General features: G+C 71.5%; 21 protein-coding genes and 1 pseudogene. 9 read left to right on the top strand and 13 right to left on the bottom strand.

The features are described from left to right. Positions 1–243: 243 nt before the first annotated feature. A complete protein-coding gene (locus AB0H52_RS26145; RefSeq protein WP_151492973.1) occupies positions 244–555 on the bottom strand; it encodes a MazG-like family protein in 312 nt (103 codons plus the stop codon). Between the two features lie 180 nt (positions 556–735). Between AB0H52_RS26145 and AB0H52_RS26140 the strand changes: the two genes are divergently transcribed. Then, on the top strand, positions 736–2,103 hold the full coding sequence (locus AB0H52_RS26140; RefSeq protein ID WP_151492972.1) for a hypothetical protein: 1,368 nt from the start codon (positions 736–738) through the stop codon (positions 2,101–2,103). Between the two features lie 66 nt (positions 2,104–2,169). Here AB0H52_RS26140 and AB0H52_RS26135 read toward each other — a convergent pair whose 3' ends face one another. The 4 genes from AB0H52_RS26135 to AB0H52_RS26120 all read right to left on the bottom strand — a co-directional run bounded on the left by AB0H52_RS26135 (position 2,170) and on the right by AB0H52_RS26120 (position 4,668). Then, positions 2,170–2,904: a hypothetical protein gene (locus AB0H52_RS26135; RefSeq protein ID WP_151492971.1), complete on the bottom strand. Its 735-nt coding sequence runs from the start codon at positions 2,902–2,904 to the stop codon at positions 2,170–2,172. A 195-nt stretch (positions 2,905–3,099) separates the two neighbouring features. After that, a complete protein-coding gene (locus tag AB0H52_RS26130) occupies positions 3,100–4,215 on the bottom strand; it encodes a DUF3626 domain-containing protein (RefSeq protein ID WP_151492970.1) in 1,116 nt (371 codons plus the stop codon). Further along, positions 4,199–4,522, bottom strand: a complete 324-nt coding sequence (locus AB0H52_RS26125; protein ID WP_357950687.1) for a VOC family protein — start codon at positions 4,520–4,522, stop codon at positions 4,199–4,201. Before AB0H52_RS26125 ends, AB0H52_RS26130 begins: the two co-directional genes overlap by 17 nt. Next, positions 4,522–4,668 (bottom strand): hypothetical protein, encoded by a 147-nt coding sequence (locus tag AB0H52_RS26120; protein WP_357950675.1) that lies wholly within the window; start codon positions 4,666–4,668, stop codon positions 4,522–4,524. Before AB0H52_RS26120 ends, AB0H52_RS26125 begins: the two co-directional genes overlap by 1 nt. Before the next feature lie 50 nt (positions 4,669–4,718). On the opposite strand from AB0H52_RS26120, the gene tsaA reads away from it, so the two are divergent. Beyond that, positions 4,719–5,132 carry a tRNA (N6-threonylcarbamoyladenosine(37)-N6)-methyltransferase TrmO gene (gene tsaA, locus AB0H52_RS26115; RefSeq protein ID WP_357950672.1) on the top strand — a complete coding sequence of 138 codons (414 nt, stop codon included), beginning with the start codon at positions 4,719–4,721 and terminating at the stop codon, positions 5,130–5,132. 113 nt (positions 5,133–5,245) lie between these two features. Here tsaA and AB0H52_RS26110 read toward each other — a convergent pair whose 3' ends face one another. Together AB0H52_RS26110 and AB0H52_RS26105 are read right to left on the bottom strand one after the other, a co-directional pair. Beyond that, positions 5,246–5,875 (bottom strand): MBL fold metallo-hydrolase, encoded by a 630-nt coding sequence (locus AB0H52_RS26110; RefSeq protein ID WP_357950669.1) that lies wholly within the window; start codon positions 5,873–5,875, stop codon positions 5,246–5,248. Next, positions 5,875–6,960 carry an S-(hydroxymethyl)mycothiol dehydrogenase gene (locus tag AB0H52_RS26105; RefSeq protein ID WP_151492966.1) on the bottom strand — a complete coding sequence of 362 codons (1,086 nt, stop codon included), beginning with the start codon at positions 6,958–6,960 and terminating at the stop codon, positions 5,875–5,877. The genes AB0H52_RS26110 and AB0H52_RS26105 overlap by 1 nt, the downstream gene beginning before the upstream one ends. A gap of 186 nt (positions 6,961–7,146) precedes the next feature. On the opposite strand from AB0H52_RS26105, the gene AB0H52_RS26100 reads away from it, so the two are divergent. The 3 genes from AB0H52_RS26100 (at position 7,147) to AB0H52_RS26090 (ending at position 9,911) form a co-directional block, all read left to right on the top strand. After that, the gene (locus AB0H52_RS26100) at positions 7,147–7,566 is read left to right on the top strand and encodes a hypothetical protein (RefSeq protein WP_151490426.1); all 420 of its coding nucleotides are present in this window, start codon (positions 7,147–7,149) and stop codon (positions 7,564–7,566) included. A gap of 379 nt (positions 7,567–7,945) precedes the next feature. Beyond that, entirely contained in the window at positions 7,946–8,809 is an 864-nt protein-coding gene (locus tag AB0H52_RS26095; protein WP_357950684.1) for a type 1 glutamine amidotransferase domain-containing protein, read from the top strand. Positions 8,810–8,993: 184 nt separating this feature from the next. After that, positions 8,994–9,911: a Tn3 family transposase gene (locus AB0H52_RS26090; protein ID WP_357950665.1), complete on the top strand. Its 918-nt coding sequence runs from the start codon at positions 8,994–8,996 to the stop codon at positions 9,909–9,911. 667 nt (positions 9,912–10,578) lie between these two features. Here AB0H52_RS26090 and AB0H52_RS26085 read toward each other — a convergent pair. Continuing rightward, positions 10,579–16,476 (bottom strand): annotated as a pseudogene (locus tag AB0H52_RS26085) (glycoside hydrolase domain-containing protein); the annotation flags it as partial. Between the two features lie 543 nt (positions 16,477–17,019). Between AB0H52_RS26085 and AB0H52_RS26080 the strand changes: the two are divergent. Further along, positions 17,020–18,480 (top strand): cryptochrome/photolyase family protein, encoded by a 1,461-nt coding sequence (locus AB0H52_RS26080; protein ID WP_151490424.1) that lies wholly within the window; start codon positions 17,020–17,022, stop codon positions 18,478–18,480. Here AB0H52_RS26080 and AB0H52_RS26075 read toward each other — a convergent pair whose 3' ends face one another. The 4 genes from AB0H52_RS26075 to AB0H52_RS26060 all read right to left on the bottom strand — a co-directional run bounded on the left by AB0H52_RS26075 (position 18,481) and on the right by AB0H52_RS26060 (position 21,908). After that, on the bottom strand, positions 18,481–19,371 hold the full coding sequence (locus tag AB0H52_RS26075; protein ID WP_357950662.1) for an SDR family NAD(P)-dependent oxidoreductase: 891 nt from the start codon (positions 19,369–19,371) through the stop codon (positions 18,481–18,483). Between the two features lie 22 nt (positions 19,372–19,393). Beyond that, the gene (locus AB0H52_RS26070; protein ID WP_357950659.1) at positions 19,394–20,902 is read right to left on the bottom strand and encodes an NAD(P)/FAD-dependent oxidoreductase; all 1,509 of its coding nucleotides are present in this window, start codon (positions 20,900–20,902) and stop codon (positions 19,394–19,396) included. Positions 20,903–20,970: 68 nt separating this feature from the next. Continuing rightward, positions 20,971–21,429: a hypothetical protein gene (locus AB0H52_RS26065; protein WP_357950656.1), complete on the bottom strand. Its 459-nt coding sequence runs from the start codon at positions 21,427–21,429 to the stop codon at positions 20,971–20,973. Then, positions 21,429–21,908, bottom strand: a complete 480-nt coding sequence (locus tag AB0H52_RS26060; RefSeq protein WP_151490420.1) for a hypothetical protein — start codon at positions 21,906–21,908, stop codon at positions 21,429–21,431. The genes AB0H52_RS26065 and AB0H52_RS26060 overlap by 1 nt, the downstream gene beginning before the upstream one ends. A gap of 44 nt (positions 21,909–21,952) precedes the next feature. Here AB0H52_RS26060 and AB0H52_RS26055 point away from each other — a divergent pair, with 44 nt between their 5' ends. Genes AB0H52_RS26055 through AB0H52_RS26045 form a run of 3 tightly spaced genes read left to right on the top strand, consistent with a single transcriptional unit; the run spans position 21,953 to position 25,059 of the window. Beyond that, positions 21,953–22,972 (top strand): WYL domain-containing protein, encoded by a 1,020-nt coding sequence (locus tag AB0H52_RS26055; RefSeq protein WP_151490419.1) that lies wholly within the window; start codon positions 21,953–21,955, stop codon positions 22,970–22,972. Positions 22,973–23,017: 45 nt separating this feature from the next. Then, positions 23,018–23,641 carry an ABC transporter ATP-binding protein gene (locus AB0H52_RS26050; protein ID WP_151490418.1) on the top strand — a complete coding sequence of 208 codons (624 nt, stop codon included), beginning with the start codon at positions 23,018–23,020 and terminating at the stop codon, positions 23,639–23,641. Further along, positions 23,638–25,059, top strand: a complete 1,422-nt coding sequence (locus AB0H52_RS26045) for a DUF6297 family protein (RefSeq protein ID WP_357950651.1) — start codon at positions 23,638–23,640, stop codon at positions 25,057–25,059. The genes AB0H52_RS26050 and AB0H52_RS26045 overlap by 4 nt, the downstream gene beginning before the upstream one ends. 14 nt (positions 25,060–25,073) lie before the next feature. Here the strand turns inward: AB0H52_RS26045 and AB0H52_RS26040 are convergent, their stop codons facing one another. Further along, entirely contained in the window at positions 25,074–26,105 is a 1,032-nt protein-coding gene (locus AB0H52_RS26040; protein ID WP_151490416.1) for a PHB depolymerase family esterase, read from the bottom strand. Positions 26,106–26,152 lie beyond the last annotated feature (47 nt).

The following is a 26,152-nucleotide window of genomic DNA, read 5'->3' as shown; positions in this document are numbered from 1 at the left end:
CCCCGACGCGACCGACCACGACCCCCGTCGGGCACTCACCGGGTGATCCACTCGGCTTCGGCGAAAACGGGGTATCCGGGACGGGGTGACACCCCGGTTTCCAGGAAATCGAGTCGATCACCAGCCAGGGCCGACGTCTCGCCGCACGCGAGCCGCCCAACGGACGCCAAACCCGACCCCGGGGCCTCTCCGACGGGACGGGCCACACTTCCCGTCGCCGCTGTGGATTGTGGCGGACGGAGGTCACTCCGCGAGGCGGGAGCGGACCTTCGCGGCGCAGGCGCCCAGGACCGTTTGCGCGTCGAGCCCCAGGCTCTCGATGGCCACCAGCGCGGTGAACGCCACGTCGGCCAGTTCCGCCGCCACGTCCTCGCGCGTGTGGGTGACGCCCTTACGTGGATTCTGGCCGAGCAGGCCGATCCAGGCGGCCGACGCCTCCCCCGCCTCCTCGGTCAGTTTGAGAATGCGGCAGGTCAGTTCCGTCTGCCCGGTGCCGTTCGCGGCGTCCAGCCAACGTCGCGAGGCCCGGGCCGCCTCCCAGATCGAGTCGTCCACGGCGACCAGTCAACCCGACCGCCCGGCCCGGCCTGACACTCGGGGCCTGCCTGACCGGTCGGTCAGCGCAGCCATTGACTCCGGTCGACGGCGGTTCTAGGTTCAGGGCGCTACCGGCCGGTAGGCAACCGTCCCGCCTGGTCGCCCCCGCGGCGACATCCGTCCGGATGGGGAGCATCGATGCTGTCCACACCCTTTCGTACCCTCCGCCGCCTGGTCGCGGCCACCGCGACACTGACCCTGGCCGTCGGGCTGGTCGGTGCCGGGCCCGCCGCCGCCACCGACCGCGATCCCGGGGGCGGTCAGCCGCTGCCCGGGTACACCATCGAGAATCCGCCGCTGGCCCCGCTGGTCGTGGGCGGCAGGCCGACGACCGTACGCCAGGGTGTGTACCGCCACGCCGGGTACATCATCGAGGTCCCCACCCGGTGGAACGGTGACCTGGTGTTGTGGGCCCACGGCTATCGGGGCCAGGGCACGGTGCTGACGCCGGAGCAACCCGGGTTCGGGCTGCGCCAGCGTCTCCTGGAGCAGGGGTACGCGTGGGCGTCGTCGTCGTACGACCGCAACGGCTTCGACATCCGCTCCGGGGTGCTGGGCACGAAGGACCTCGCCGACCACTTCGGACGAGCGGTCCGCCGGCCACACCGCACCTTCATCGCCGGTGTGTCGATGGGCGGGTACGTCATCGGTCGTTCCCTGGAACAGTATCCCGGTTACTACGACGGGGCGCTGCCCATGTGCGGGGTGCTCGGTGACCAGACGCTGCTCGACTTCTACCTCGACTACAACCTGGTCGCGCAGGCCCTCGCCGAGGTGCCGGCGTATCCGACGCCGGCGGACTACCTGAGCACCGCGGTTCCCCGCATTCAGGTGGCGCTCGGCCTGGCCGGGCTGACGCCCACCGGGCCGGACACCACCACCGACCGGGGCAAGCAGTTGCGGGCGATCACGGTAAACCGTTCGGGCGGGCCTCGTCCCGGGGCGGACGCCGCGTTCGCGGTGTGGAAGGACTTCCTCTTCTCGATCAGCGTGACCAGTGGTGGTGACTCCCCCGCCCAGCGGCCCGGTCAGCTGTCCACGAATCTGTTCACCCGCTACGCCCCGAACAGCCCGGTCGACGTCAACGCCACGGTGCGGCGGGTCGCCCCGGAGAACGTCGTGCAGCGTCTCCTGCCGACGCTGACCGAGGTGCCGCGGATCGCCGGCCGTCCCAGCGCGCCGGTGCTCAGCCTGCACGGGCTCGGTGACCTGTTCGTGCCGTTCAGCATGGAGCAGGCGTACGCCACCGACGTGGCCCGGCACGGTCGCGGCCGGCTGGTGGTGCAGCGGGCCATCCGGGCCACGCAGCACTGCGAATTCACCCCGACCGAGGCGGGCGCCGCGTGGGACGACCTGGTGTCCTGGGTACGCACGGGACAGCGCCCGGCCGGTGACACCGTGACCGATCCGGCGGTGGTGGCCCGGCCCGACTACGGCTGCCGGTTCAGCGACCGGGCCGCGTACGCGGCCGGGGTCGGCACCCGCCGCCTCTACCCGGCCTGCTGAGGTAGGCGAGAAACAGGAACCGGCCGGCTCCCGTCGAAGGGAGCCGGCCGGCCTCGTGTGCGGGTGTCACCAGAGCTGCTGGACGATGTCTGCCGCCTGCTCCTCCCACTGCGCGTACGCGTAGGGGAAGGCGGAGACCTGCACGGTCTGCGCGGCGGCGGTCAGCGGCAGGTCCTGCCAGCCGCCCACGTTCTTCAGCGCGGAGAAGAACGCCGTGGCGGAGTACTCCGGGTCGGTGATCTGCTCGGGCGTGCCCCAACCGGACGACGGGCGCTGCTGGAACAGGCCCTGCGAGTCGTGGTCGTTGTACGCGCCGAGGTGGCCGAGGTTGTACAGCTTCGACTCCTGCAACGAGGTGGCGACGCCGATCACCGCGCCCCGATCACCGACGCCGGTCTTCTTGGCGGCGTCGACGATCGCCCGAGCGTTGTCCAGCTGCGCGTCGTCGAGCGGGATGCGCGACTGCGCGCCCTCGATGCCGTGCGGGATCAGCTGGTCACGGCTCGGCTTGCCGGCCGGCGGCTTGCCGGTGGCGGAGCCGGTGGTCAGGCCGGACTCGACGGGCTGGTCGTCCTGACGCGCCGTGGTGGTGGCCTCGCCGGTGGTGGCGGTGGCGTTGCCGGTGGCGAGGTCGATGGCGGCGACGGCGCCCTCGTGCGGTCCGGAGGTGACCGGAGCGGCGGCCGCGGTGGGCGCGAGCGCCAGGCCGCCGAGGGCAGCCACACCCACCATGCTCAGCGCGGTCTTGCGGTACGAGTCCTTAGCGATGGCGGGGAGCCATCGAGTGAAGTCGACCTTCACGATGGTTGCCCTTTCGATCGTGCGGAGCGCTCCGGGGTGAACACTCCTCGGGAGATGACCGCGGAAAAGGGTTTGGGCTCCGGCGGTACGGGGGACACAACCAGGTTCACGTGTCGGGCATTCCGGAAATGTGCCTGCGGTGGCACGTCGCGGTCCCGGCCGCGCCACGGAACCGGACGATCGCCGCAGCGCGGGTCAGCGGGTGCGTGGGCCGCCGAACCGGACGAGGACGTGCCAGAGTTGCTTGAGGTGCTGAAGGGTGTCCGCGACCGGGCCGCGATCCACCCAGCGCTGCGGCTCGGTGACCACCGACACCGCGCCCCGGCCGATCAGCGCCGCGTCCACCGGGTCGCCCGGTCGGGCGAACTCCCGGTGCAGGCGCGCCGCCAGCACCGGGATCTCGGGGCCTCGGAACTCCGCGTCGACCTGGTCGACCGCCAGCGTGAAGCCGGGGTGCCACCGCAGGGGGAAGCCGTAGCGCCTGGCGATCAGCTCCAGCGTCGCGCCCGTCGGGGTGCCGGCGAAGGACGGGTCGACCACCAGTTCCTCGACGTCCTGGGCGAGGTCGAGGGTGCCGTGGATCTGGGCCTCCACGTAGTCGTCCAGCGCCCGACCGACGGCGGGCGGCGTGGTCGGCGCGTTCAGCACCGTTCGCGCCAGGAAGGCGACGTCCGTCCCGGTACGTCCCAGACAGTCACCGGTGGCGGCGACGCCGGCCAGCAGCCCGGCGAGCACCGCCTCGAAGGCGTCGGCGGTGCCCACCACGCTCGGGCCGAGGTGGCTGTCACCGAGGCAGAACGTCGCGCGGGTCAGCACCTGCGGACGCAGCCGCAGGTGGCAGGAGCCGAAGCGCGGGCAGGCGCCGTCCAGGTGGTCGAGCAGGTTCAGACCGCCGTACGTGGGCCGTTCCGCCGGCGTCACCCCGGGCCGCTGGTACGCGCCGCCGAACATCAGCTGCTCCCAGCGGTCCCGGTCACCACCGGGGTACGCCATGAGCTTGCCGTTGGAGATGCCGGTGACGAACTGGCTGCGGTACACCCCGTCCTCGGCCAGAGCCGACGCGACGCTACGCCCGTCGGCGCACAACCGGTCGGGGTGGAAGTTGACGGTCAGTCGTCCACGCTGGACGGCGGCGGCGACCAGCTGCTCCGGCCGGTGGCCGACGTCGACGGTGGCGAGTTCCCGGGCGACGCCGGCGAGCGCGGCGGGACGCTCGATCACGGCCAATGACCGTACGTGCGCGAGGGCAGCCGTCTGCGCCGAGGTGAGCGCCGCGGCGTCGAGCCCGCCCCGCTCAGACGTCGCCGTCATGGTCGACGTCCACGGCATCGGTGTCGGCGCGCTCGTCCGGCACGCCCAGTTCCTCAAAGACGGTGATCTGCAGGTCGGCCGGAGCGTCGAGGCGGGAGTTGAGCGAGTTCCAGGGCGTACGCGTCGGCGGTGCGATCTCGCTGGCCCCGGCGGCGACCAGCCGGGCGGTGGTCGCCTCGGCGTCGTCCACCTCGAACGCCACCCGCAGGCGCGGCGCGACCTGTCGACCCACCTCGACCTCGTCGATCATGCGCTTCTGCGCCGGGTTGGCGATCTCCAGGGTGGCCCGACCGGCGTCCAGAATCATCACCCGGGCGTCTCCCTCGCCGGTGTACGCCGCCTCCTGCGGCAGGCCGAGCGGTCCCGGAAGAACGCGACGGCGGCGTCGTAGTCGGCCGCCTCCACCACGAGGCGCAACTGGCGAACAACGGGTACGGGGTGCTCGGCGGGCATGCGCGCGATCATAATCGCCGTAGGCTGGCACCCTCCGGAAGGGAGCGAGGATGGTCGACGAATACCTCCTGCGACCGGTCGGGTGGGTCTCCTCGCCGCTGACCGAGGCGGCGAGCGCGCCGCGGCAGGGCGACGAGGGCGCGCCGGAGGCGTGGCTGGTCTTCGATCCGCAGGCCGAGCGCGCCCTGCGCGACGTCCAAGTCGGCGCCGACCTGCTGGTGCTGACCTGGCTGGACCGGGCGCGACGCGATGTGCTGGCGGTGCGTCCACGCGGCGACGAGAGCCGCCCGGAGACCGGCGTGTTCAGCACCCGCTCCCCGCACCGGCCCAACCCGATCGGGCTGCACCGGGTGCGGGTGCGGGCGCTGGACGGGACGCGCGTCCGGGTGGCCGACCTGGAGGCGCTGGACGGCACCCCGATCCTGGACGTCAAGCCGGTGCTGGGCGCGGCCGACGAGCGCTGAGCCCGCCGACCGCGCACCACCCCCGCCGCCGGCACGGAAGCCGGCCCAGCCGGCCAGCACGGACACCAGCCAGCTCGCACAGCAGGCCAGCACGGACAGCCAGCCAGCGCAGCTCAGTGGCCGCGGGCCAGCCACTCCTGCAGGTGCGGTGCCTCCGCACCGATCGTGGTGTCGGCACCGTGACCGGTGTGCACGACCGTCTCCGCCGGCAGGGTCAGCAGGCGGGTGCGGATCGACCGGACGATGGTGTCGAAGTCGCTGTGCGAGCGCCCGGTCGCGCCGGGTCCACCGTTGAACAGGGTGTCGCCGGTGAACACCACGCCCAGGTCCGGGGCGTGGAAACTGCACGCGCCGGGGCTGTGCCCGGGGGTGTGCAGCACGCGCAGCGTCGTGCCGGCCACCTCGATCTCCTGCCCGTCGTGCAGCTCGCCGTGCGGCGGCAGGTACGGATGGACCATGTCCCACATCACCCGGTCGGCCGCGTGCAGCAGCACCGGCGCGCCGGTGGCCTCGGCCAGCTCGGGCGCCACCCGGACGTGGTCGTCGTGCGCGTGGGTGGCCAGGATCGCCCGGACCCGGCGCTCGCCCACCAGGGCGAGGATCGCCGCCACGTCGTGCGGCGCGTCCAGCACGACGCATTCGCTGTCGTCGCCGATCACCCACACGTTGTTGTCCACCTCGAAGGTCTCACCGTCGAGGGAGAACATGCCGGCGGTGACCGCGTGGTCGACCCGGGCGGTCATCAGAACACCACCACCGAGCGCAGCACGTCGCCGCCGTGCATCCGGTCGAACGCGTTCTCGACCTGGTCGAGCGTGATCTCCTCGGTGACGAACGCGTCCAGGTCGAGGCGACCCTGCAGGTACAGCTCGGTGAGCATCGGGAAGTCCCGGCTGGGCAGGCAGTCGCCGTACCAGCTGGACTTGAGGGCACCACCGCGCCCGAACACGTCCAGCAGCGGCACCTCGATCTGCATCTGCGGGGTCGGTACGCCGACCAGCACCACCGTGCCGGCCAGGTCCCGGGCGTAGAACGCCTGCTTCCACGTCTCCGGTCGACCCACGGCGTCGATCACCACGTCGGCGCCGAAACCGCCGGTGGCGGCGCGGATCGCCTCGACCGGGTCGGTCTCGGAGGCGTTGACGGTGTGCGTGGCGCCGAAGGTGCGGGCCCAGTCCAGCTTGCGACTGTCGGTGTCCACCGCGACGATCGTCGTGGCGCCCGCGAGGGCCGCGCCGGCGACCGCCGCGTCACCGACGCCGCCGCAGCCGATCACCGCGACCGAGTCGCCGCGGGTGACGTTGCCGGTGTTCATGGCGGCGCCCAGCCCGGCCATGATCCCGCAGCCGAGCAGACCCACCGCGGCGGGCCGCGCGGCCGGGTCCACCTTCGTGCACTGCCCGGCGTGCACCAGGGTCTTCTCGGCGAACGCGCCGATGCCCAGCGCGGGGGCGAGTTCCGTGCCGTCGGTGAGGGTCATCCGTTGGGTGGCGTTGTGGGTGTTGAAGCAGTACCAGGGGCGACCGCGTCGGCAGGCACGGCACACCCCGCAGACGGCACGCCAGTTGAGCACCACGAAGTCACCCGGTGCGACGTCGGTGACGCCCTCGCCCACCTGCTCGACGATGCCCGCGGCCTCGTGGCCGAGCAGGAACGGGTAGTCGTCGTTGATGCCGCCCTCGCGGTAGTGCAGGTCGGTGTGGCACACGCCGCAGGACTGGATCCGGACGATGGCCTCACCGGGGCCGGGGTCGGGCACAACGATGGTGGTGACCTCGACCGGCGCGCCCTTGCTGCGGGAGATGACTCCCCGGACTTCCTGGCTCACTTCGCCTCCTGCTGGTGGTGTGCGGCGGGGCCGGGTGCCGGGGCGGGGCGGGAGTGCCGGGCTCGGCGGTGGGCCCTCGGGCGAACCTACCGCGATCACCACGGCCGTCCCAGCCGGCCCGGCGGGTTATCGCGGGCTCCGCGGGGTACGCGGGCCGCATTCGGACCACGGCCACCGGGAGTGATCATGAAGCTCGCGCACCTGCCGCTGCGGGTCAGCATCGGCGCGTACTTTCTCAACTCGGGTCTGGGCAAGCGCACTCTGGAGGGCACCGCCGCGGAGGGCCTGCACGGGATGGCGGTCGCCGCCGTGCCGCAGCTCGGCCAACTGGAGCCTGCCCGCTTCGCCAAGCTGCTGTCGTACTCCGAGATCGCCCTGGGCGCCGCGTTGCTCGCGCCGTTCGTCCCGGCGCCCCTGGTCGGGCTCGGCCTGACCGCGTTCGGCGCGGGGCTGGTGCAGCTGTACCTGAAGACGCCGGGGATGCGGGAGCCCGGCAGCATCCGCCCGACCCAGCAGGGCGCGGGGCTCGCCAAGGACGTCTGGCTGGTCGGCGCCGGCATGACCCTGGTGCTGGAGGGGCTGACCCACGGCCGTCGCCGGCGCTGACCCGGCCAAATCCGGGGGACCGCGGTGACCCATTCCCGTTCGGTGCGGGGTGTCGCGCAGAAACCTCCAGCTCATCGGCGGCGTCATCATCCTGCAGACGCTGCCGGCCGTGGCGCTGGGCCTCTACACCCGCTGGTTCCACCGCGGCGCGCTCATCGCCGGCTGGGTGGCCAGCCGCAGCGACTACTTCGCCGACGAGGGCGACGAGAAGCTCGCCCCCGGCACCGCGCCAGGACAGCCACGAGGTGGCCGTCGAACCCGCACCGCAGGTCTGAGCACCGACGGGGTACCCGTGAACTGCTCCACGGGTACCCCGTCGCCGTTCCGGGCAGTCACCCTTCGGGAATGGACGGTGACGTTTGCCGATACCCTGCACTCGATGTTCCCTAATCCTGGTGAGGGGCCCGCCTTCATGCGCATTCTCATGCCACTGCCCGACCACGACTTCGACGTAACGGAGGTCGCCGTGCCGTGGCAGGCCCTGAACGCGGCCGGGCATCAATTCCAGTTCACCACCGAAGCCGCAGGAACAGTCCCGGCCGCCGACCCGCGACTGCTCACCGGCGTGATTCTGGGCCAACTCGGCGCGGCCGACGAACCGAAACACTTCTACCATCAGCTCATCCAGAGCCCGGAGTTTCGGAACACGGTGGCCTGGGCCGACCTGAACCCGGCCGACTACGACGGGCTTATCCTGCCCGGCGGCCACGCCCCCGGCATGCGGCAATATCTGGGCTCCGAGATCCTGGCGGCAAAAGTCGCCCAGTTCTGGGCGCTCGGTCGTCCGGTCGGGGCGATCTGCCACGGCGTGCTGGTCCTGTCCAGAACCACCGACCCGGCAACCGGACGCAGCGTCCTGGCCGACCGACGGACGACCTGCCTGCTGAAATATCAGGAGCGCGCCGCATATCTCCTGACCGCGTGGAAACTCGGACGCTACTACCGCACCTATCCGGCGTATGTCGAAGACGAGGTACGGGCCGCCCTCGACTCGCCGGGGCAGCTCGAACAAGGACCACGGGTCTTCAACCGGCGCGGTACGGCCACCGATGACACCTCCGCCTTCGTCGTGCGGGACGGCAACTACGTATCCGCACGGTGGCCCGGCGACGCCTACCTGTTCGCAAAAACCTTCGGCAAACTTCTCGACCGCAGCCCCGTTTACGGAGATCGGCCAGCCCCACTCAGCTCGGAGCTGCGGGACCAGGCCGCGATCGGTCCTTCAGAAGCTGCCGCGCCATGACGACCCGCTGCACCTGATCGGCGCCCTCGTAGATCTGGCTCGGCCGGTCGACGCCATCGACATTCGTCATGTCGGTTCATATTGTCCATTAAGGAATAATATGACACCCTTCGTCAGGGGAGTTCTGAGTTGCTGACTGGTCCTTAGAACTCCGACGAAGGAGAATGAGTTGCCACGACAAGTCATGGCGGCCACGGTGGCCGCAGTGCTTGTACTCGGTTCGGCGCAGGCTGGTTGGGCTGCTCCGAGCAACGCCTCTGCGGCTTCCAGCGCTCAGCGAACGGTAAGCGCGCCAGGCTCGGACCGGTCCGACTCGACGACAGTGACGCTGCTGACCGGCGACCAGGTGACCCTGGTTTCCGGCGGCGACGACGGGATCGCCGTGAACCCGGGCAAGGGCCAAGTCTCTCACCGCACACACCTGTCGCGGTACGTCGCCCGGGGGCAGGGCGTCTGCACCTACACCCACGTCTCCGACCAGCACTCGACCTTCGACATGAAGGTCATCGTGGCGACCGCGCCGGAGTCGCACTACGTGCTCGACGGGCTGCTGGGCAACGCCACCGACCTGCCCGTGTTCGAGCACGCCACCGACACCCACGGCGCCACCCTGGCCAACGTCGCGCTGCTCGACCTGGTCGGCAAGCAGCTCTCGCCGCGCATCCGCGACCTCGGGAAGATCACCCTCTACCGACCCGACCCGACCCGAACGCCGGCACCACCTCACCCACCTCGAATACCGATACCAACCGGATTCTTGTTGAGATCACGTCAGTGTGTCCAACTGCCAGAAACGCAGGCAACGGTGGCTGCCACCCAGGGGTGGCAGCCACCGTTCAGCAACAGTCGCTCCTTCAGAATCAGGGCCTGGATGCGGTGCGCCGTCGCAGCCACCCTCTCGTGCCGGCGGCAATTCCGAACGCGGTCGAGAGCAGTGCGACCTGCCACCCGAGCGGCGCGCCGCCGACGCCGGGGTACGAAGTCAGGCCCCAAGGTCCCGGCTTACCCGGCTTACCCGGATGGCTCGGGTGGCCCGGCTGGGCCGCGCCTGGCCTGTGGTCGTCCGCAGTACGGAAGAAGGCCACCGTGTACCTGCGGCTGATCTGGCCGTTCGGCGAGGTCACCGTCAGGACACGCGTGCCGTCCTTGGCGGTCGAGGCCGACACCTTCGCGGCGTGCTCGGTCGGCTGCGCGTCGACGGTGGGCAGGCGCCGGTTCTTGGGCCAGTCGACCATGTACGTCTGGGTGCCCGCGTCGAACCCGTCAACAGCGACCCCGTCGACCGTCAGCGACGAAGCGCTAGCCGCGCTCGCCTTCGTGTCGTCGGGGTGGTTCGTGACGGTGACCGTGCCGTCATTGTTCACCTTGACCTGCGCGGTCATCGCCCTCGCGAGGTTGATGCGCTGCCAGCTAGGGTCGCCCGCAGCGGTCAGGTCGAGCGGATAGCCGGAGTCGAGCGCCGTCTGCTCCAGGACCTGCACCCGCTGCGCGTTCGTCAAGTGGGGGAACGCGGTCGTCAGCAGCGCGCCGGCCTCGTCAGGGATGTTCGCCGCAACGCTCGGCTGCCCCACGCGCGGGAACCCGTACGACAGCCGCTCCGTGTACAGCGACTCGGCCTGGTCGGCGTCGAGCCCCCGGTACGGCTCCCCGGTGCAGGCGAGCAGGGAGTCGAAGCCCTCCTCGCGGCACTCGTTGAGCAACACGGACTCGATTTCGTCGTGCGCCTGCGTCAGCAGGCCCTCGAACGCGGGATCCGCCCAGCGGTGCGCGACCGTAGCCTGCCCGGTCATGCGGGAGCCCATCACATCGAGCGGGTAGTGGAACCCGAGCACGATCCGGTTGTCACCGTACTCCGAGGTCCGGGCGAGGATCTGCGGCGCGAGTTCCGGCAGCAGGGTGGCGAGGAAGGTGCCTGCCGTGTAGCCGCCGTAGGTGTGGCCGCTTGGGAACGACCCGTCGCCCGCGAGCCCACCGTAGGAGCCGTTGCTCGAGTCGCGGACCAGACCGCCCTCGCCGACGAGTCCCATGCGCACGTACGGGCGTTTGTAGGCGTAGGTGTTCTTCGCTGCTCCGGTACCGTCGAGCCCCGACGTGATCCGGCCGAACAACGCGTCGGTCTTCGGCAGCTTGCCGTCGCCGCGAGCCTGCAGGTACAGGTCGCCCAGACGCGAGCCGAGCCCGTCCGCCATTGTCGTGTCCGACCCGTGATCCGCATCGTTCTCGGCACGCTTGACCTGATCGCTGGATGCCGAGCGGTTGATCTCCAGCGCCTTGGTGTCGTTGTACGCCGACACCTTGTCGAGGTCCGCGACCTTCTCGTTCGCGCCACGCACCTCGGTGCCGAGCCGCGTGAAGCCACGCAGCAGGTGGACGAAGTACGGGCTGCCGTCCGGGGTGGCCGGCCAGGAGTCCGAGTCGTAGCCCGCCGACAAAACCCCCGACGGGAACGGTCCGGGTGCTGACGCCGCCGACGCGCCGCCCGACCTCTCCGCCGCGGTTGCCACGGAAGCGGACATGGCCGAGGTACCCACGGCGTTGATCGCAACCACCCGCGCCGTGTGGGAGCCGCCGCCAGCGCCGAGGAACGCGACCTCGCGGGCGCTGCCCGCGACGATCTGGGTGCGCTTCTGGTCGAGGGTCACGCGGTAGGCCAGGATCCGGGCGCCACCATCACTTTCCGGGGTCCACGAGACGCGGACGTCCTTGCCTACGACCCTGGCCGCGGCCACCTTCGGCGCGCGCGGTGCGCTCGCGCCCACGGTGACGGGCTCGGTGAACGACGACCATGCGGATGCCCCGACCGCGTTCACGGCGCGTACCCGGGCAGATGCCGCCGTGCCGCGCTTGAGCCAGGTGAAGACGGCGGACGTCTGCCCGGCATCGTTGACGACGACCTCGTGCCCGTCCCTGAGCGCGACCACGAAGCCCTTCACCGGCGAGCCGCCGTCGTCCTTCGGGGCCGACCAGCGCACCGTGACACTGCTCGCGTCGCTCTCGATCGAAACGGCCGCTGGGGCCGCCGGGACCTCGTTCGGCTTGACCTTCAGCCCGGAGATCGCCTCCGTAAGCGCCGCGTCCGCGCTGCTCAACGCCGCATCGCTCGCCCCGGCATCCGCGAGCTTGGCCTTGGCCGTGGTAAGCGCGCTGGTCAACGCCTGCCACGATGCGTCGGTGTACCGACCCGGCTCGACCGCCTCAGCCCGCTCGACGGTGTTCTCGAGCGACAGCCGTGCCCGCGGGATCAACTGGCCGAACGCCAGTCGCAGTGCCCGCGCCTGGGCGTCGACCTCGGACTGGGTCACGGTCTCGGACGCGGCGACCGCGTGAGCCTTTTCGAGCTCACGCTCGAACACCCCGAAGACGATGCTTCCGTACCGCGCCTTGTCGCCGAGGTACGCCGCCGCCTCGGAGATCGCGCTGTTGAGGGCCGACTTGTCCGCGGGACCGTCCTCCCCGTCCGGCGGGTCTTCACCCGCGGGAGCCGTCGCGATCGTCAGATTGTCGATGTTCGCCACGTACGGGTGGTTGCCGTCGGGGGTGGTCCGCAGCCGCAGGAAAACCCGATGCGATCCGGTCAAGCCGGCAGGCAGCGAAACCGTCGTGGTCGCGGCGTTCTGCCACGCCGAGCCCGTCACCGGAAGCGGGACGGTGACGTACGGGTCACCGGGCGAGGCCGGGTCGAAGTGGTCGAGGTAGACATCGATCGCCGAATTCTGGCCGCACCGCGAGGAGTTGTTCACGTAGTGCACCGAAACCTGCTCAAGCGCCTTCGGCCCGAAGTCGATCGTGCCGTAGTCGAGCCAGGCACCGTTGTAGGTGGCCGCCAGGTTCGTAACCTGCGTTCCGTCGTCCCAGGAATTCTGCTCGCTCTTGAGACCGTTTCCGCTGTTGCCGGCCCAGTTCTCGGCCTCGACCACCACGCTGCTCGGCGTGGGTGCCGCGGTCGTGAACGTCAACGACGTCACGTTCGCGACGTACGGCTGCGCGTCGCTGTGGTTGGTGGAGCGGAACACCGCGACGACGTCCTGCACGCCCGCGAACACCGACGCGGGGACCCCCACCGTGGCCTTGCCCTCGGTGCCCCAGCCGTCAGCGGTGTAGGGCAACTGGATGTCGACCATCCGCTTGTCATCGGCCGCGCCGAGGTGCAGCTCGATGTGCGAGTCCGACGCCGCGCGCGAGCGCGGCTTGTCGTACGACACGGTGATGCTCTCCACGCCGTTCCCGCTGAGGTCGACGCCGTTCCACCGCGCCCACGCACCGTCGGTCACGTTCTCGAACAGCCCGTGCGACAGGTTGAGCGGCAGCCGGCCGTTGCCGGTCTGCGAGGTGTTCGTCGCGGTCAGCGGCTTGAGCGTCGCACCCGGATTCTCGGGCTCCTCGCCCGGCGCGGTGGAGAGGAACCGGAACCAGTCGAAGTTCGACACCCACTCCTGCCCGGCCGGCGCGTGGAAGACGAGCGTCACGTCGCGGGCCCGGATGAGCGCGTCGGGATCGGTGATCTCCGCCTGGGTGGTGACGTAGCTGCCCCAGCTACCGGTACCCGGCAGCATCGCCTTACCGACGATCGGACCGTCCTGCGCCCCGGCGTGCACCTCGATGGAGCTGGGCGTGCCGCTGGGTGGGTACGTGCTCGAGTGACGGATCGTCAGCGTCTTCGGCGCGACACCGGCGAAGTCGAGGTTCCTGTACCGGATCCACGACCCGTCCCGCACCCCGCCGAGGTTGCCGCTGGAGGAGTTCGCCTCGTTCTTCAGGTCGCCGCCCGACCACTCGTCGGATTGCTCGGCCTCCAGCGCGCGGTAGCCGCCCTGGTCGAGGGCGATCGCGGCGATCGCGGCGTTCAGCGACTCCGTCGCATTGCGCAGCGTCGAGGTGGTCGCCGAGTTGGTGGCGAGCACCGTCTGGGCGCGCTCAAGCGCACCGCGGAAAGCGTGGTACGAGGCGAAGGAGTTGTTTCCCTGGCGTACCAGTACGCCCTCGGCCACGAGTCTCTGCAGCTTCGCCCGCTCCGCCGCGGCGACCGAGATCGACAGCGCGTCGCGCGACGACAGGCCCGCGCCGGTCACCTGCGCGGCGACGACGCGACCGGCGAACGCCGAGTCGGCGAAGGTGACGTAGAAGCGGGCGTCCGTCGCGGTCGAACCTGACAGCACCACGCGGACTGTCGTCGCGTTGACGCCCACGACATCACCCGACACACCGGCCGGCAGGCCGTGGATCGCGGCAGCGCCGCTCGCGACGTAGCTCTTGCCGCGAGCGCCGCGGAACTTCGCGGAACCATGCAGCGAGAGTTCGATCGCGCCGTCGACACGACCATCGGCACGAGCGGCGATCGTCATGGGCGACGCGTGCACGGTGGAGCCGCCCGGAGTGCCGCCCTCGTTGTCATCGCCCGCGGTGCTCATCGAGTACGCCGGCTTGCCGTGGGTGCCCCAGTTCGACGGCTTCGCGCCCATCCGCACGTCCAGCGAGCCGCCGTTGACGAGTGTGCGGTAGTCGAGCCAGGTGTTGCCGAACGCGGCACCGTCGAGCGAGGCCGACTGGATGTAGTACGAGTCGCCGGAGACGCCGTCAGCCGAGACGGTGAACGTGCGCCCGTCGGCGTACGAGATCGTCGTGCGGTCGAAGAACGGCGAGCCGATCTGGTACTGCGCCGAGCCGGCGGTCACGGGGAAGAGGCCGATGGCCGCGGCGACGAACATCGTCGACATCGTGCCGGCATCGTTGTCCATGGTCGGCAGGAAGCCGCGCGGGTCGAGCTGGTAGACCTTGGTCTTGAGCGGCGGGCGGAGTTCACCGCTGCCACTCGGGTGCTCGTCGGTGCTGCCGGTGGCGATGTAGCGGTTCCAGCTCTCCTTCGTGTAGATCGTGCGCACCCATTTCTGGGTCAGGCTCGGAAGCCCCACGTAGTTGAACAGGTAGGGTGCCTGCAGGTCGATCTCGTTCGCGTTGGAGTGCAACATGCCGAGGCCGTTGCCGGGATCGTCTTCGCCCATGAAGTGCACGACCGCGCGGCGCGCCGCCGCTGGGCCACCCATCGCCGCGACGACGCCGTCCATGTCGTAGGCCGGATACCAGTTGTACTGCCAGAGCGTGCCCTGGTAGAGGTTCGCCGCCTCGAAGCGCGCGTAGTCGACGTCGCCCCAGTTGCCGGCCGCGTCGCGCGGGGTGAGGAGTCCGACCTTGGTGCCGTCGGTCGCCGTCCACGCGCCCGGCTTGTACAGGTTCGCGATCGGCAGCGCGGCCTGCGCGCGCAACTGCTTCGCGTCGTCGGCCCGGCCCAGCGCGTCGGCGATGATCGCCAGCGCCCACTGGTCGTATCCGCGCTGCGCCGAGTCACCGGGGCGATTCTCGATGTACCCCTGGCGAAGCTGGTTGCCGTTGTAGAAGCCGACGTAGCTCTTCAACGCCGGGTACGCCTGGTCGAGGCGGTCGAAGCCGGTGAAGCCCTTGGAGAGCGCGTCGGCGACGATGACCGCCGAGCGCTCCCAGCGTACGGTGGGCACGGAGTGGGTGAGCCCGCCGATGCCCTTGCCGGTGCTCTGCACGTCGGCGAAGAGATAGACGAGCGACTGGATCATGTCGCGGTACATCTCGGGGTCGACGTACGCGAACACCGAGTACTTGCGGAAGTCGTCCCACGACGACCACGCGTCGTAGTAGGTGAAGTCGTCGACCTTGTGCACCACGCCGTCGACACCGCGGTAGGTGCCGGACGTACTCGTCGCGTTCATCGGAAGCGCGAACATGCGGTACAGATGGGTGTAGAACAGGCGGCGCAGCGTACCGTCGGAATCGGCCTTCACCGAGGCCGAGACATCGACCCGGCCGAGCCGCTTGTTCCAGACGGCCTTCGTCCCCGCCCGCACGTCGTCGAACGAGAGGTCCCCGACCTCGGCGTCCTGGTCGATGCGTGCCTGGTCCGCGCTGATCGGCGAGACCGTGATCCGGAGGCCGATCTCAGCCGCGTCCTCGGGCGCGAAAGTGAGAATGGCGCCGGTGTCGGTGCCGCGTCGGGACACCGCGTCACCGAACTCGCCCGACCCCCACGTCCTGAACGACACGACCGGCTGCTCGGTCTCGGCGTAGTAGTGGAGCGCGTAGGACGCTCCGTTGAAGTTCCCGTTGACATCGCCCGACAGCGCGACCCGGCCGTCGCCGAGCCGCTGGACGTCGACCGATGAGCCGGTACGGCTCGTGAAATTGTTGTTCAGATCGACGACGAGTTCCGGCTTGGCGCCGTCGGGGAAGGCGTAGCGGTGCAGCGCGGTGCGGGTTGTCGCGGTCACCTCGGCGTTGATCGCGCCCGATCCGTTCCGCACGGCGTTGTCATGGCCCGAGATCTCACCCAGACGCACCTGGTAGTACCCGGGGGTGGCGGTCTCGTGGTCGTGCGTGAACGGGTGGGAGTACGAACCGGTCGACGGCCGGGCAGCGTACTCGACCTCCGTCGGCACGACGAGGATGTCGCCGCCGCCGCCAGAACCGCCGACGCCGTCAAGGTTCGTCTGCGTGAATCCGGCGATGTGGGTCTGGTTGTAGTCGTAGCCCGTGTGGTTACGACCCGGCATGGTTAGGGGATTGACCTTCACGATGCCGTTCGGTGCCTGAGCGCCAGGCAGGTCGTTGCCGTCGTCACCCGCCGTCGAGACGAACGGGTTCACGAACGACGTGTAGTCAACCGGTTTGGTCTTGTCCTCGGTCGGCTTGGCGGCAGCGGGCGCTACGACAACTCCGGTGGACGCCGCGGCGACCACCGCGGCGACAATGGTCAACGCGGCGGTCCGCCACCGGTTGCGCCTGCGGTCGGCCGAACGCTTCCACCCCAGCGCGACCGAGCCCCTGCTCTGGCGCGATGAACTCAATGTCACTGAACAACTCCCCTATGGTCGGCGAGCCCGCCGAGTGCGATGTCCCGCGTGGAAACGCGGCGGCGATCTCCGTCCAAACCACGGTGCCGCGCGAGTAGTAGGCCTCGCTGGCCGCCACGGTCACGCGATGGTTAACGGCGCGATCTTGGTCGGTAGAGGTGTCGTACTACCGAACAGGCACACAGCCGAAGGTGAACACGCCGCGTCGTTTGCGCAGGTCACTGCGGTGGTGGAGTTGACCCTTGAGTGATGGCGTGCGGGCGGCGGGGTAGGTCACCTGCGAACGTCCGGCCAGCCACCGGGCGTGTCGGCCCGGAGGTGGGCAGAATTGCGGGCATGCTTCGCCGCCGATGGTTGCTGGCCGATCAACTCGGGCCGCACTTCCTCGACGACCCCGATCAGCCGGTGCTGCTGGTGGAGATCCGGGACCTGTTCCGCCGTCGACCCATGCACCGGCAGAAGGCGCACCTGATCCTGTCCGCGTTGCGCCACCGCGCGGCCGAGCTGGGTGACCGGGCGCTGCTGGTGCGGGCCGACACGTTCCGGGAGGGGCTGGCACAGGTCGGTGAGCCCCTCGAGGTGTGCCATCCGCACTCCCGGGCGGCGCTGGGCTTCGCCCGGTCGGTGCCGGAGCTGACCGTGCTGCCCCCGCGCGGCTTCGTCACCAGCCAGGCCGACTTCGCCGGCTGGGCCGACCGCACCCGGCGCGGTCAGCTGCGGATGGCCGACTTCTACCGGCACGCCCGACGCCGGCACGACGTGCTGACCGCCCCGGCCGGCGGGGCCGCTGCGACGCGACGCTCCCGCGCCGAGGGCCACGGCACGCCGACGGCACCGCCGCCACCGCCGCCGATCGTCGAGGACGACATCGACGCGCAGGTACGCCGCGACCTGGACCGGTGGGCCGCCGACGGCGCACGGTTCGTCGGCCGCGACGGCCCCCGCCGGCACCCGGCCACGCACGCCGAGGCGCAGGCCCGCCTGGAGCACTTCCTGACCCATCGGCTGCCCGAGTACGGCCGCTACGCCGACGTGATGAGCGTCGACGACCCGCTGTTGGCGCACTCCGCGCTCTCGTCGTCGTTCAACCTCGGGCTGCTCGACCCGGATTCGGCGGTCCGCGCCGCCGAACGGGCGTGGCGAACCGGGGCGGCCCCCCGTACGGCGGTGGAGCCGTTCATCCGGGGTCTGCTCGGTTGGCGGGAGTTCCTCTGGCAGCTCTACTGGTACTTCGAGCCCCAATACCGCGGGGCGAACTGGCTGGCCGCGACCGAGCCGCTGCCGCAGTGGTTCGCCGAGTTGGACGCGGACGCGGTGGAGGCCCGCTGCCTGGCCGACGTGCTCGCCGCCGTACGGGACCAGGCGTGGACCCACCACACCCCCCGCCTGCTGGTGCTGGGCAACTACGCGTTGCAGCGCGGCTGGCGCCCGACCGACCTGGCGGACTGGTTCCGGCAGTGCTTCGTCGACGGCACCGACTGGGTGATGAACGCGACCGTCGTCGGCATGAGCCAGTACGCCGACCTGGCCCGGCTGGACACGCGCCCGTACGCGGTGGGTGGCACCGACATCGACGAGATCAGCGACTACTGCTCCGGGTGCCGCTACGCGCCCGAGCGGGCGCTCGGCGATCTGGCCTGCCCGTACACCGGGGGGTTCGAGAGTTTCCTGCACCGCAGCCGGGGGCGGTTGGTGGCCGATCCGCGGCTCGCCGCCGAGCTGGACAGCCGCGACGATCCGGAGCACCGCGAGGCGGTGCTGGCGCAGGAGGAGAAGCGGGGCAGCACACCGCCGTGATCAGACCGCCTCCTGGGCGGGGTCGGCGGGCCGCTGCGCGGGCACCGGCGGCGCGGGGCGGGCGACGCCCCGGTTCAGGCCGGTGACCAGCAACCGGTTGTAGGAGGCCGGCATCACCCGGGCCAGCAGGTCGGGCAGCTTCGCCGACCAGCCGATCAGCACCCGACCCCGACGCCGCTCGACACCCCGCAGGATCACCTCGGCGGCCCGGTCCGGCGCGATGGTGAGCAGCTTCTCGAACTGGGCGCGCCCGGCGGCGTACTCCTCGTGGGCGACGCCGCTGCCGATCCGCGCGTTCTCGGTGATGCGGGTGCGGATGCCGCCGGGGTGCACCGAGGTCACACCGATGCCGTCGTCGACGAGTTCGTGGCGCAGCGCCTCGGTGAGGCCGCGCACCGCGAACTTGCTCGCCGAGTACGCGGTCTGCCCGGCCGGCGCGATCAGCCCGAACAGGCTGGAGATGTTGACCAGGTGCGCGCCGGGCTCCGCCTTGAGGGTGGGCAGCAGCGCGTGGGTCAGCTGCGCCACGGCCCGGAAGTTGACGTCGATCACCCAGCTGAACTCGTCGAACGTCACCTGGTCGAACCGGCCGCCGAGGCCGACGCCGGCGTTGTTCACCAGCAGCCGCACGCGCGGATGCCGCTGGCTGATCTCCTCGGCCGCCCGGGCGGTGGCCGCCGCGTCGGCGAGGTCCACGACGTGGGTGTGCACCTGACGGTCGGGATGCGCGGCGCGGATCGCGGCGGTGACCGCGTCCAGCCGTTCGGCGTCGCGGTCCAGCAGGACCAGGTCGCTGCCCCGGCGGGCCAGCGCGTGCGCCAACGCCGCGCCGATGCCACTGGCCGCGCCGGTGACGACGGCGGTGCCTCCGGTGAAGGTGAACCTCTGCACGGTCGGGCTCCTCTCCTGGCGGTTACCGGCGATCAGCCGGATCGGAACGCGTGGCGCCGGCGGGCACGGACACACCCTCGGCGCGGGAGAACCGCACGCCCTCGTCGGCGAGCCGGCCGTGGCGCATCAGCAGCACGTCGCGGGCGTAGTTCTGGTGCAGCCGCCACGGCGCGGTCGCACCCTGCTTGGGCAGCGCGTCGACGCTGCGCAGCACATATCCGGAGCGCAGGTCGATCAGCGGCACCCGCTCGTCGTCGGGCGGCGGGAGCGGGGTCACGACCTGCTGTCCGGTGCGGTCCAGATGGCGGAGCAGACGGCAGACGTAACCGGCGACCAGGTCGGCCTTGAGCGTCCACGACGCGTTGGTGTAGCCGAGAGTCAACGCGAAGTTCGGCACCCCGGACGGCATCATGCCCTTGTAGGCGACGGTGCCGGCCAGGTCGACCTCGGCGCCGTCGACGCTGAGCGTCAGGCCACCGAGGGCGAGCAGGTTGAGCCCGGTCGCGGTGACCACGATGTCGGCCGGCAGCTCAACGCCGGAGGCCAGCCGGACGCCGTGCGCGGTGAACGTGTCGATGGTGTCGGTGACCACCGACGCCCGGCCCTCCTGCACGGCGGTGAACAGGTCACCGTCGGGCGCCACGCAGAGCCGCTGGTCCCACGGGTCGTAGCGGGGCGAGAAGTGCCGGTCGACGTCGTACCCCACCGGGAGCCGGCCCTTCGCGGCGCGGCGCAGCAGCCGCTTCACCAGGCCCGGGGCGCGCCGGCTGAGCTGGAAGTTGAGGGTGGACAGCAGGACGTTCTTCCAGCGCACCACCGGATACGCGGCCTTCGCCGGCAGCCGGCGCCGCAGCGCGTCGGCCAGCCGGTCGCGGGAGGGCAGCGCCAGGACGTACGTGGGTGAGCGTTGGAGCATCGTCACGTGGGCGGCGCGGTGCGCCATGGCCGGCACCAGGGTCACCGCCGTGGCGCCGCTGCCGATCACCACCACCCGTCTGCCGGTGTGGTCGAGGTCGTCGGGCCAGTGCTGCGGGTGCACCAACCGCCCGGCGTACGCCTCGACGCCCGGCAGGGGCGGGGTGTAACCCTCGTCGTAGCGGTAGTAGCCGGTGCAGGCGAACAGGAACGCGCAGGTCAGGACGACCGGCTCGGCGGTGTCGGTACGCTCGGCGTGCACCGTCCAGCGGGCGGTGGCGCTGTCCCACTCGGCGCGCAGCACCCGATGGTTGACGCGGATGTGCCGCTGCACGTCGTACTCGCGGGCGGTGTCACGCACGTACTCCCGGATCGTCGCGCCGTCGGCGATGGCCTTCGGGGCGGTCCACGGCTTGAACGAGTAGCCGAGGGTGAACATGTCCGAGTCGGACCGGATACCGGGGTAGCGGAACAGGTCCCAGGTGCCGCCGACGGCGTCGCGCGCCTCCAGCACCGCGTACGTCTTGTCGGGGCAGTCGCGGCGCAGGTGGCAGGCGGCGCCGACGCCGGACAGGCCGGCGCCGATGATCAGCACGTCGACGTGGTCGGAGGCCATCGGCGTTCCTCCATCCGGGGCAGTGGACGGACACTAACACCGCGCCCACCGCCCCGCCGAAGGCCGAGTCAGTCGGCCGCCCGGGTGGACGTCATGATCCAGTTGGTTTCCCAGGTACGTTCGCCGTCGACCGAGAACGCCTGTTCCCAACGGGCCGTGGTCGCGGTGATCTCCGACCAGATGAACCGGCACCGGACCGGCCGCCCCTCGTGCTGGTCGTCGGCGTAGAAGTGGCCCACCCCGTCGACGAAGCGGCCCACCATCGGCGGTTGTTCCAACTCGCCGCGTCCGCTGTTCATCCAGTAGATCGACCACTGCTCGGTGGCCGGATCGAAGATCCGCAGCGTCGCGCCGGCGAAGCCCTTGGTCGGGAAGGTGATCTCGTCGAAGTTGCCGCCCCCGCCGAAGAAGCTGTGCGCGACCGACACTCCCGGAAACTCGTCCCACTCGTCGCAGTCGGTCAACCGCTCGCGCAGCCGTCGGTTGACCACGTGCCAGGTGCCCACGTAGAAGTCGAAGTCGCCCATCAGTGGCCCACCGGCCCTTCCACTCGCGTGTCACGTAGATAGCCGGTCAGATCAGGGCCCGCCGGCAGCAGCATGTGCCGCACCCAGGCGGCCCGCTCGTGCTCCAGCACCGCCAACTCCCACACGCAGCCAACCTCGCGCCGGCCCAGCTCGACGAAGTGGGTCGGGTCGTCGTCCGGGCAGTCCAGCACCGGCTGCCCGGCCACCGCGATGTGCACCTGCAACGCGTTGTCCCACACCCAGGTGTACGCCAGCAGGTAGGCGCCGGCGTCCGCGCCCCGGTGCAGCACCACCCATCCGGCGGCCGGGGTGCCGTCGCTCACCGCGCGGGCCAGCAGCGCTGGCAGCACGTCGTACGCGGCCTTCTCCACCGCCGGTTCGATCGGCCGCTCCGGCTGGTCGATGTGGTAACGCTTGAGCTGCCAACCGTCCACCGTGACCGGTCCCGGCGTTCGGAGATCCTTGTCGCTGAATGCCATGCCGGGACGGTAGGACCACTCCCCTGACAGCTAGTGTCAGTGAAGTGCGAGCGAGTCGACTTCTCTCCGTCCTGCTGCTGCTCCAGGCGCACGGACGGCTGACCGCCGCGCAGCTCGCCGAGCGACTGTCCGTCTCGCCGCGCACCATTTACCGGGACGTGGAGTCGCTGCACGCCGCTGGCATCCCGCTGTACGGGGAGGCCGGGCACGCCGGCGGCTACCAGCTCGTCGACGGCTGGCGGACGAGGCTGACCGGGTTGACCGCCGAGGAGGCCGACCGTCTCTTCCTGGCCGGACTGCCCGGCCCCGCCGACGAGCTGGGCTACGGCGACGTGGTGGCGGCCCTGCGGCTCAAGCTGCACGCCGCGCTGCCGGCACCGCTGCGCGACCGGGCCGTCCAGCTCCAGCAACGCTTCCACCTGGACACGCCCGGCTGGTACGCCGACGGCGACACCTCCCCTGAGCTGGCCCGCACGGCGGAGGCGGTGTGGCGGCAGCACCGTGTCGAAGTGCGCTACCGCAGCTGGAACGGCGAGGCGACCCGGGTGCTGGAGCCGTACGGGCTCGTGCTCAAGGGCGGCCGGTGGTACGTGGTGGCCGACCGGCCCGGCCGGGGCAGACCCGCCACCTACCGGGTCAACCAGATCCTGGAGCTGACCCCGCTGGCCGAGGAGTTCGAGCGGCCCGCCGACTTCGACCTGCCGGTCTGGTGGCGGGCGCACGTGGCGCGGTTCCGGGCGCACCTGCACCGCGACGAGGCCACCGTGCGGCTCTCCCCCGGCGGCCGGGAGCGGCTGCGGGAGATCGGCAGCGATCCCGTGGTGGCGGCGGTCGACGCCAGCGCCGGCCCTGCGGACGCGCGAGGCTGGGTGACCGCGGTGCTCCCGATCGAGTCGCTCACCCACGCCCACGGTGACCTGCTGCGCCTCGGCGCCGACGTGGAGGTCCTGAGCCCGGTGGCGCTGCGGGAACGGCTGGCCGCCACGGCGGCCGGGCTGGCCGCCCTCTACGCCCCGACCCCCCAACCGGACGCCCCCGCCGATACGTCCTGTCACCGGGCGTGACGTGGGTCGCTCGTGCTGGTCGGTGGCACCGGTCTGGGAGAGTGTGTGATCGTGGATGCGCTCTCGGTGCGGGGACTCGGCCGCAACTTCGGCAACCTGGTCGTGCTCGACGACGTGAGCTTCACGCTCCCGGAGGGCCGGATCGCGGTGGTGCTCGGCCCCAACGGCAGCGGCAAGACCACCCTGCTGCGCTGCGTCGTCGGCGCGGACCGGCCCGACGCGGGCGAGGTGCGGGTGCTCGGCTACCGGGCCGACGAGACCGACCCGCAGGTGCGGGGGCTGGTGGCCGCCGCCCTGGACGACATCGACTTCTTCCCCGACCTGTCCGTCGTCGAGCACCTGGAGCTCGTCGCGTACGCCCACGGGGGCAGCGCCGAGCCGGTCGAGGAGGTCCTCACCGAACTGGGCCTGGGCCCGGCCCGCGACCAACTGCCGGTCACCCTGTCCAGCGGCCAGCGCCGCCGGCTCGCGCTGGCGTCGTGTTTCGTCCGGCCGCGTCGGGTGCTGATCCTCGACGAGCCGGAGCAGCGCCTCGACGTCGCCGGCCGGCAGTGGCTTGCCGATCGGCTGCGCCGGGAACGCGACGCCGGCACCGCCGTGCTGCTGGCCTCGCACGATCCGGAACTGATCGACGCGGTCGTCGACGAGCGGATCGAGATCGGCCGGTGACCGCCCCGCCGGCCACGATCGCGGCGACACCCGCCGGGCTGCCGACGGCCCGGCAGGTCCGTACGCACCTGCGCCAGGCCCGCCGCCGGCACCACGAGCACTCCCTCGGCGACGTGCTGGGCGACGCGTACGTCATGGTCCTCTTCGTCGGCATGTACGGCTGGTTCGCGATCAGCGCCAGCCGCGACATGCTGGACTCCCCGACCGTCGGGCAGGCCGAGCCGGGGGTGCGGTGGTGGCTGGCGGTCGCCACGCTGCTCGCCGGCGCCGGGCTCGCCTGGCGCGGCCTGCGCGCGCTCGGCCCGCTGCTGGTCACCCCGGCCACCCAGAGCTGGGTGACCAGCGCGCCGGTCGACCGGCGGGCCTGGCTGGCGCCGCGCCTCGCGGTCCTACTGGCCGGCGCCGCGGCCGGCACCGCCGCGCTCGGCGTGGCCGTGGCGGCGCTCGGCGGCGTCAACGACCCGGCCGCCCTGGGCTGGGCGGCGGCCGCCGGCGCGGGATGGGGTGCCGCGGCACTGGCGTTGAGCGTCGTCGCACAGGGCAGCCGGACCGGACGGCGGTGGCCGACCCTGGCCGGCGCGGCCCCGATGGTGGCCGCCGCCGTCATCACCGGCCTCGTGGTGCTCACCGGCCGCCTCGGCGACGGGCTGCCCCGACCGGCGTCCACGCCGACCGTCGCGCTGGCCGCCGTCGGCGTGCCGCTCGCGGTGGCCGGCACGATCCTCGCGGTACGCGCGCTGCCCCGCGTCGACCGGGCCACACTGACCACCGGCGCGCAGTTCGCCAACGCCGCCGCCACGGCCACGATCCTGCTCGACCCGAGCCTGCTCACCGGCCTGGTGGAGAGCCGCCGCTGGCGTCGGATCGGCCGGGTGCGCAGCAGCCGGTTCCTGCCCGGCCCCGGCTGGTGGGCGCTGCTGCAGGCCGACGTGCGCCGGCTGCGCCGCCACCCCAGCGCCCTGCTGATCTGGGCGGCGCTGATCGGAGTCCAGTACGCTGCCGCGCTCGCCCTGCCCGGGCTGGCCGGCACCGCGCAGGTGGTGCTCGCCTACGTCGCCGCCGACCGGCTGACCGGCGGGCTGCGCTCGATCAGCCGGTCCCCCGGCCTGCGCCGGGCGCTCGGCGGCAGCGACGCCCTGCTGCGCGGTATCCACGTGGTGGTGCCGGCCCTCGGCGCGGGCCTGTGGTGGCTGCTGACCCTGCCGACCGTCGACCCGGGGCCGCAGTGGCTGGCGCCGACGCTGGCGCTCGGCGTGGTGGCCGCCGCCTTCCGGGCCGGCACCCGCCCACCCATCGACTACGGCGGCGCGACGGTCAACACGCCGTTCGGGATGATCCCGGTCGACCTGCTGCGCCAGGGCTCACGCGGGCCGGCGCTGCTCGCCGTGCTCGTCCTGGTCCAGCTGTTCCTGGGCTGACCGGCCCCTCAGCCTCAGCCGTCCAGCCGCCGGACCATGTTCATGATGGTCTCCACCTGCGCGCCGCCCTTGATCGGGAAGTTGGTCGCCCCGAGGTAGCCCCACCAGTCCCAGCAGCCGTTCGGGTTGCTGAGGGCGGTGCCCGCCTGCGGGTAGAGGACGATCAGGTTGTTGGTGTCGGCGTACTGGTTGAGGTTGGCCCGGTCGACGAACGCCGTGCCCACCGCGCCGTAGCCCTGCGCGCAGCCGTGCAGGGCCACCAGCAGCCGGCACGACTGGCCGGCGGCGCAGGCCGACGGGACGTACGCGAAGCCGTTCGCGTCCATGCTCAACCCGTTGGCCCAGCCGTTGACGGCGAACGTGTTCTGGCTGAACCGGATGAGCGTGCCGCCCAGCGCCCCGGTGTTCGGCGCGTTCACCCCGCCGAGCAGCTTGCGCAGCAGAGCGTTCTGCGGGTCGGTGCCGCAGTCGTTGAGGTACGGCGACGCGGTCGCCGTACACCCCTGCGTCCCGTACGGGGTGACCCAGGAGTGGCCGGCCGCCGAGCCGCTGTCGTACTGCACGCTGGCCCCGAAGTGCTGGTAGTAGCGGACCAGGTCGTCGGTGACGGACTTCTTCACCGTGGTGTCGTTGGCGCCGTGGAACACGTACACCGGGTCGCCGGACAGGTTGCCCACCGGGTCGACCCAGCCGTAGGACGCCCAGGTCCGGGTGTACGTCTGTAGGGCGGAGACGTTGGTCGGGTACAGGTTGTCGCCGCAGCCGTACAACGCCTGCGCGACGGTGTTCTGCGAGCAGTAGTACGGCCCGGCGGCGAAGACGGCCGCGCCGCGGATCCGCGACGAGTAGGCGACGTGCAGTTGGGTGGCCATGTAGCCACCGGAGGAGACCCCGGCGACGTACACCCCGGAGACGTTGTACGTGCCCAGCGAGCCCGCGACCGGCGGGTTCGTGGACGGGGTGGCGGCCTGGGCGGGGGCCGCGACGGTCAGGACCAGCAGAAGGACGGCGGCGAGGACGGTGGTGGCTCTGCGCGGTGTGGACATGGACGCTCTCCTTCGGAGCGCCAACGGGGCGTCGGCGTGCGCGAACG

The organism is Micromonospora sp. NPDC050695 (assembly GCF_040654415.1).
GTDB lineage: Bacteria > Actinomycetota > Actinomycetes > Mycobacteriales > Micromonosporaceae > Micromonospora.
Note: the sequence above shows the minus strand (reverse complement) of the source record. Positions and strands in the feature narration are given on the sequence as shown.

What these genes read in the sequence shown, in the direction of transcription:
- AB0H52_RS26140 (WP_151492972.1), top strand. Translation starts at nt 736, where the DNA reads ATGCTGTCCACACCCTTTCGTACCCTCCGCCGCCTGGTCGCGGCCACC.
- AB0H52_RS26130 (WP_151492970.1), bottom strand. Translation starts at nt 4,215, where the DNA reads ATGACGGCGACGTCTGAGCGGGGCGGGCTCGACGCCGCGGCGCTCACC.
- AB0H52_RS26125 (WP_357950687.1), bottom strand. Translation starts at nt 4,522, where the DNA reads ATGATTCTGGACGCCGGTCGGGCCACCCTGGAGATCGCCAACCCGGCG.
- AB0H52_RS26120 (WP_357950675.1), bottom strand. Translation starts at nt 4,668, where the DNA reads ATGCCCGCCGAGCACCCCGTACCCGTTGTTCGCCAGTTGCGCCTCGTG.
- tsaA (WP_357950672.1), top strand. Translation starts at nt 4,719, where the DNA reads ATGGTCGACGAATACCTCCTGCGACCGGTCGGGTGGGTCTCCTCGCCG.
- AB0H52_RS26110 (WP_357950669.1), bottom strand. Translation starts at nt 5,875, where the DNA reads ATGACCGCCCGGGTCGACCACGCGGTCACCGCCGGCATGTTCTCCCTC.
- AB0H52_RS26100 (WP_151490426.1), top strand. Translation starts at nt 7,147, where the DNA reads ATGAAGCTCGCGCACCTGCCGCTGCGGGTCAGCATCGGCGCGTACTTT.
- AB0H52_RS26095 (WP_357950684.1), top strand. Translation starts at nt 7,946, where the DNA reads ATGTTCCCTAATCCTGGTGAGGGGCCCGCCTTCATGCGCATTCTCATG.
- AB0H52_RS26090 (WP_357950665.1), top strand. Translation starts at nt 8,994, where the DNA reads ATGGCGGCCACGGTGGCCGCAGTGCTTGTACTCGGTTCGGCGCAGGCT.
- AB0H52_RS26080 (WP_151490424.1), top strand. Translation starts at nt 17,020, where the DNA reads ATGCTTCGCCGCCGATGGTTGCTGGCCGATCAACTCGGGCCGCACTTC.
- AB0H52_RS26070 (WP_357950659.1), bottom strand. Translation starts at nt 20,902, where the DNA reads ATGGCCTCCGACCACGTCGACGTGCTGATCATCGGCGCCGGCCTGTCC.
- AB0H52_RS26065 (WP_357950656.1), bottom strand. Translation starts at nt 21,429, where the DNA reads ATGGGCGACTTCGACTTCTACGTGGGCACCTGGCACGTGGTCAACCGA.
- AB0H52_RS26060 (WP_151490420.1), bottom strand. Translation starts at nt 21,908, where the DNA reads ATGGCATTCAGCGACAAGGATCTCCGAACGCCGGGACCGGTCACGGTG.
- AB0H52_RS26040 (WP_151490416.1), bottom strand. Translation starts at nt 26,105, where the DNA reads ATGTCCACACCGCGCAGAGCCACCACCGTCCTCGCCGCCGTCCTTCTG.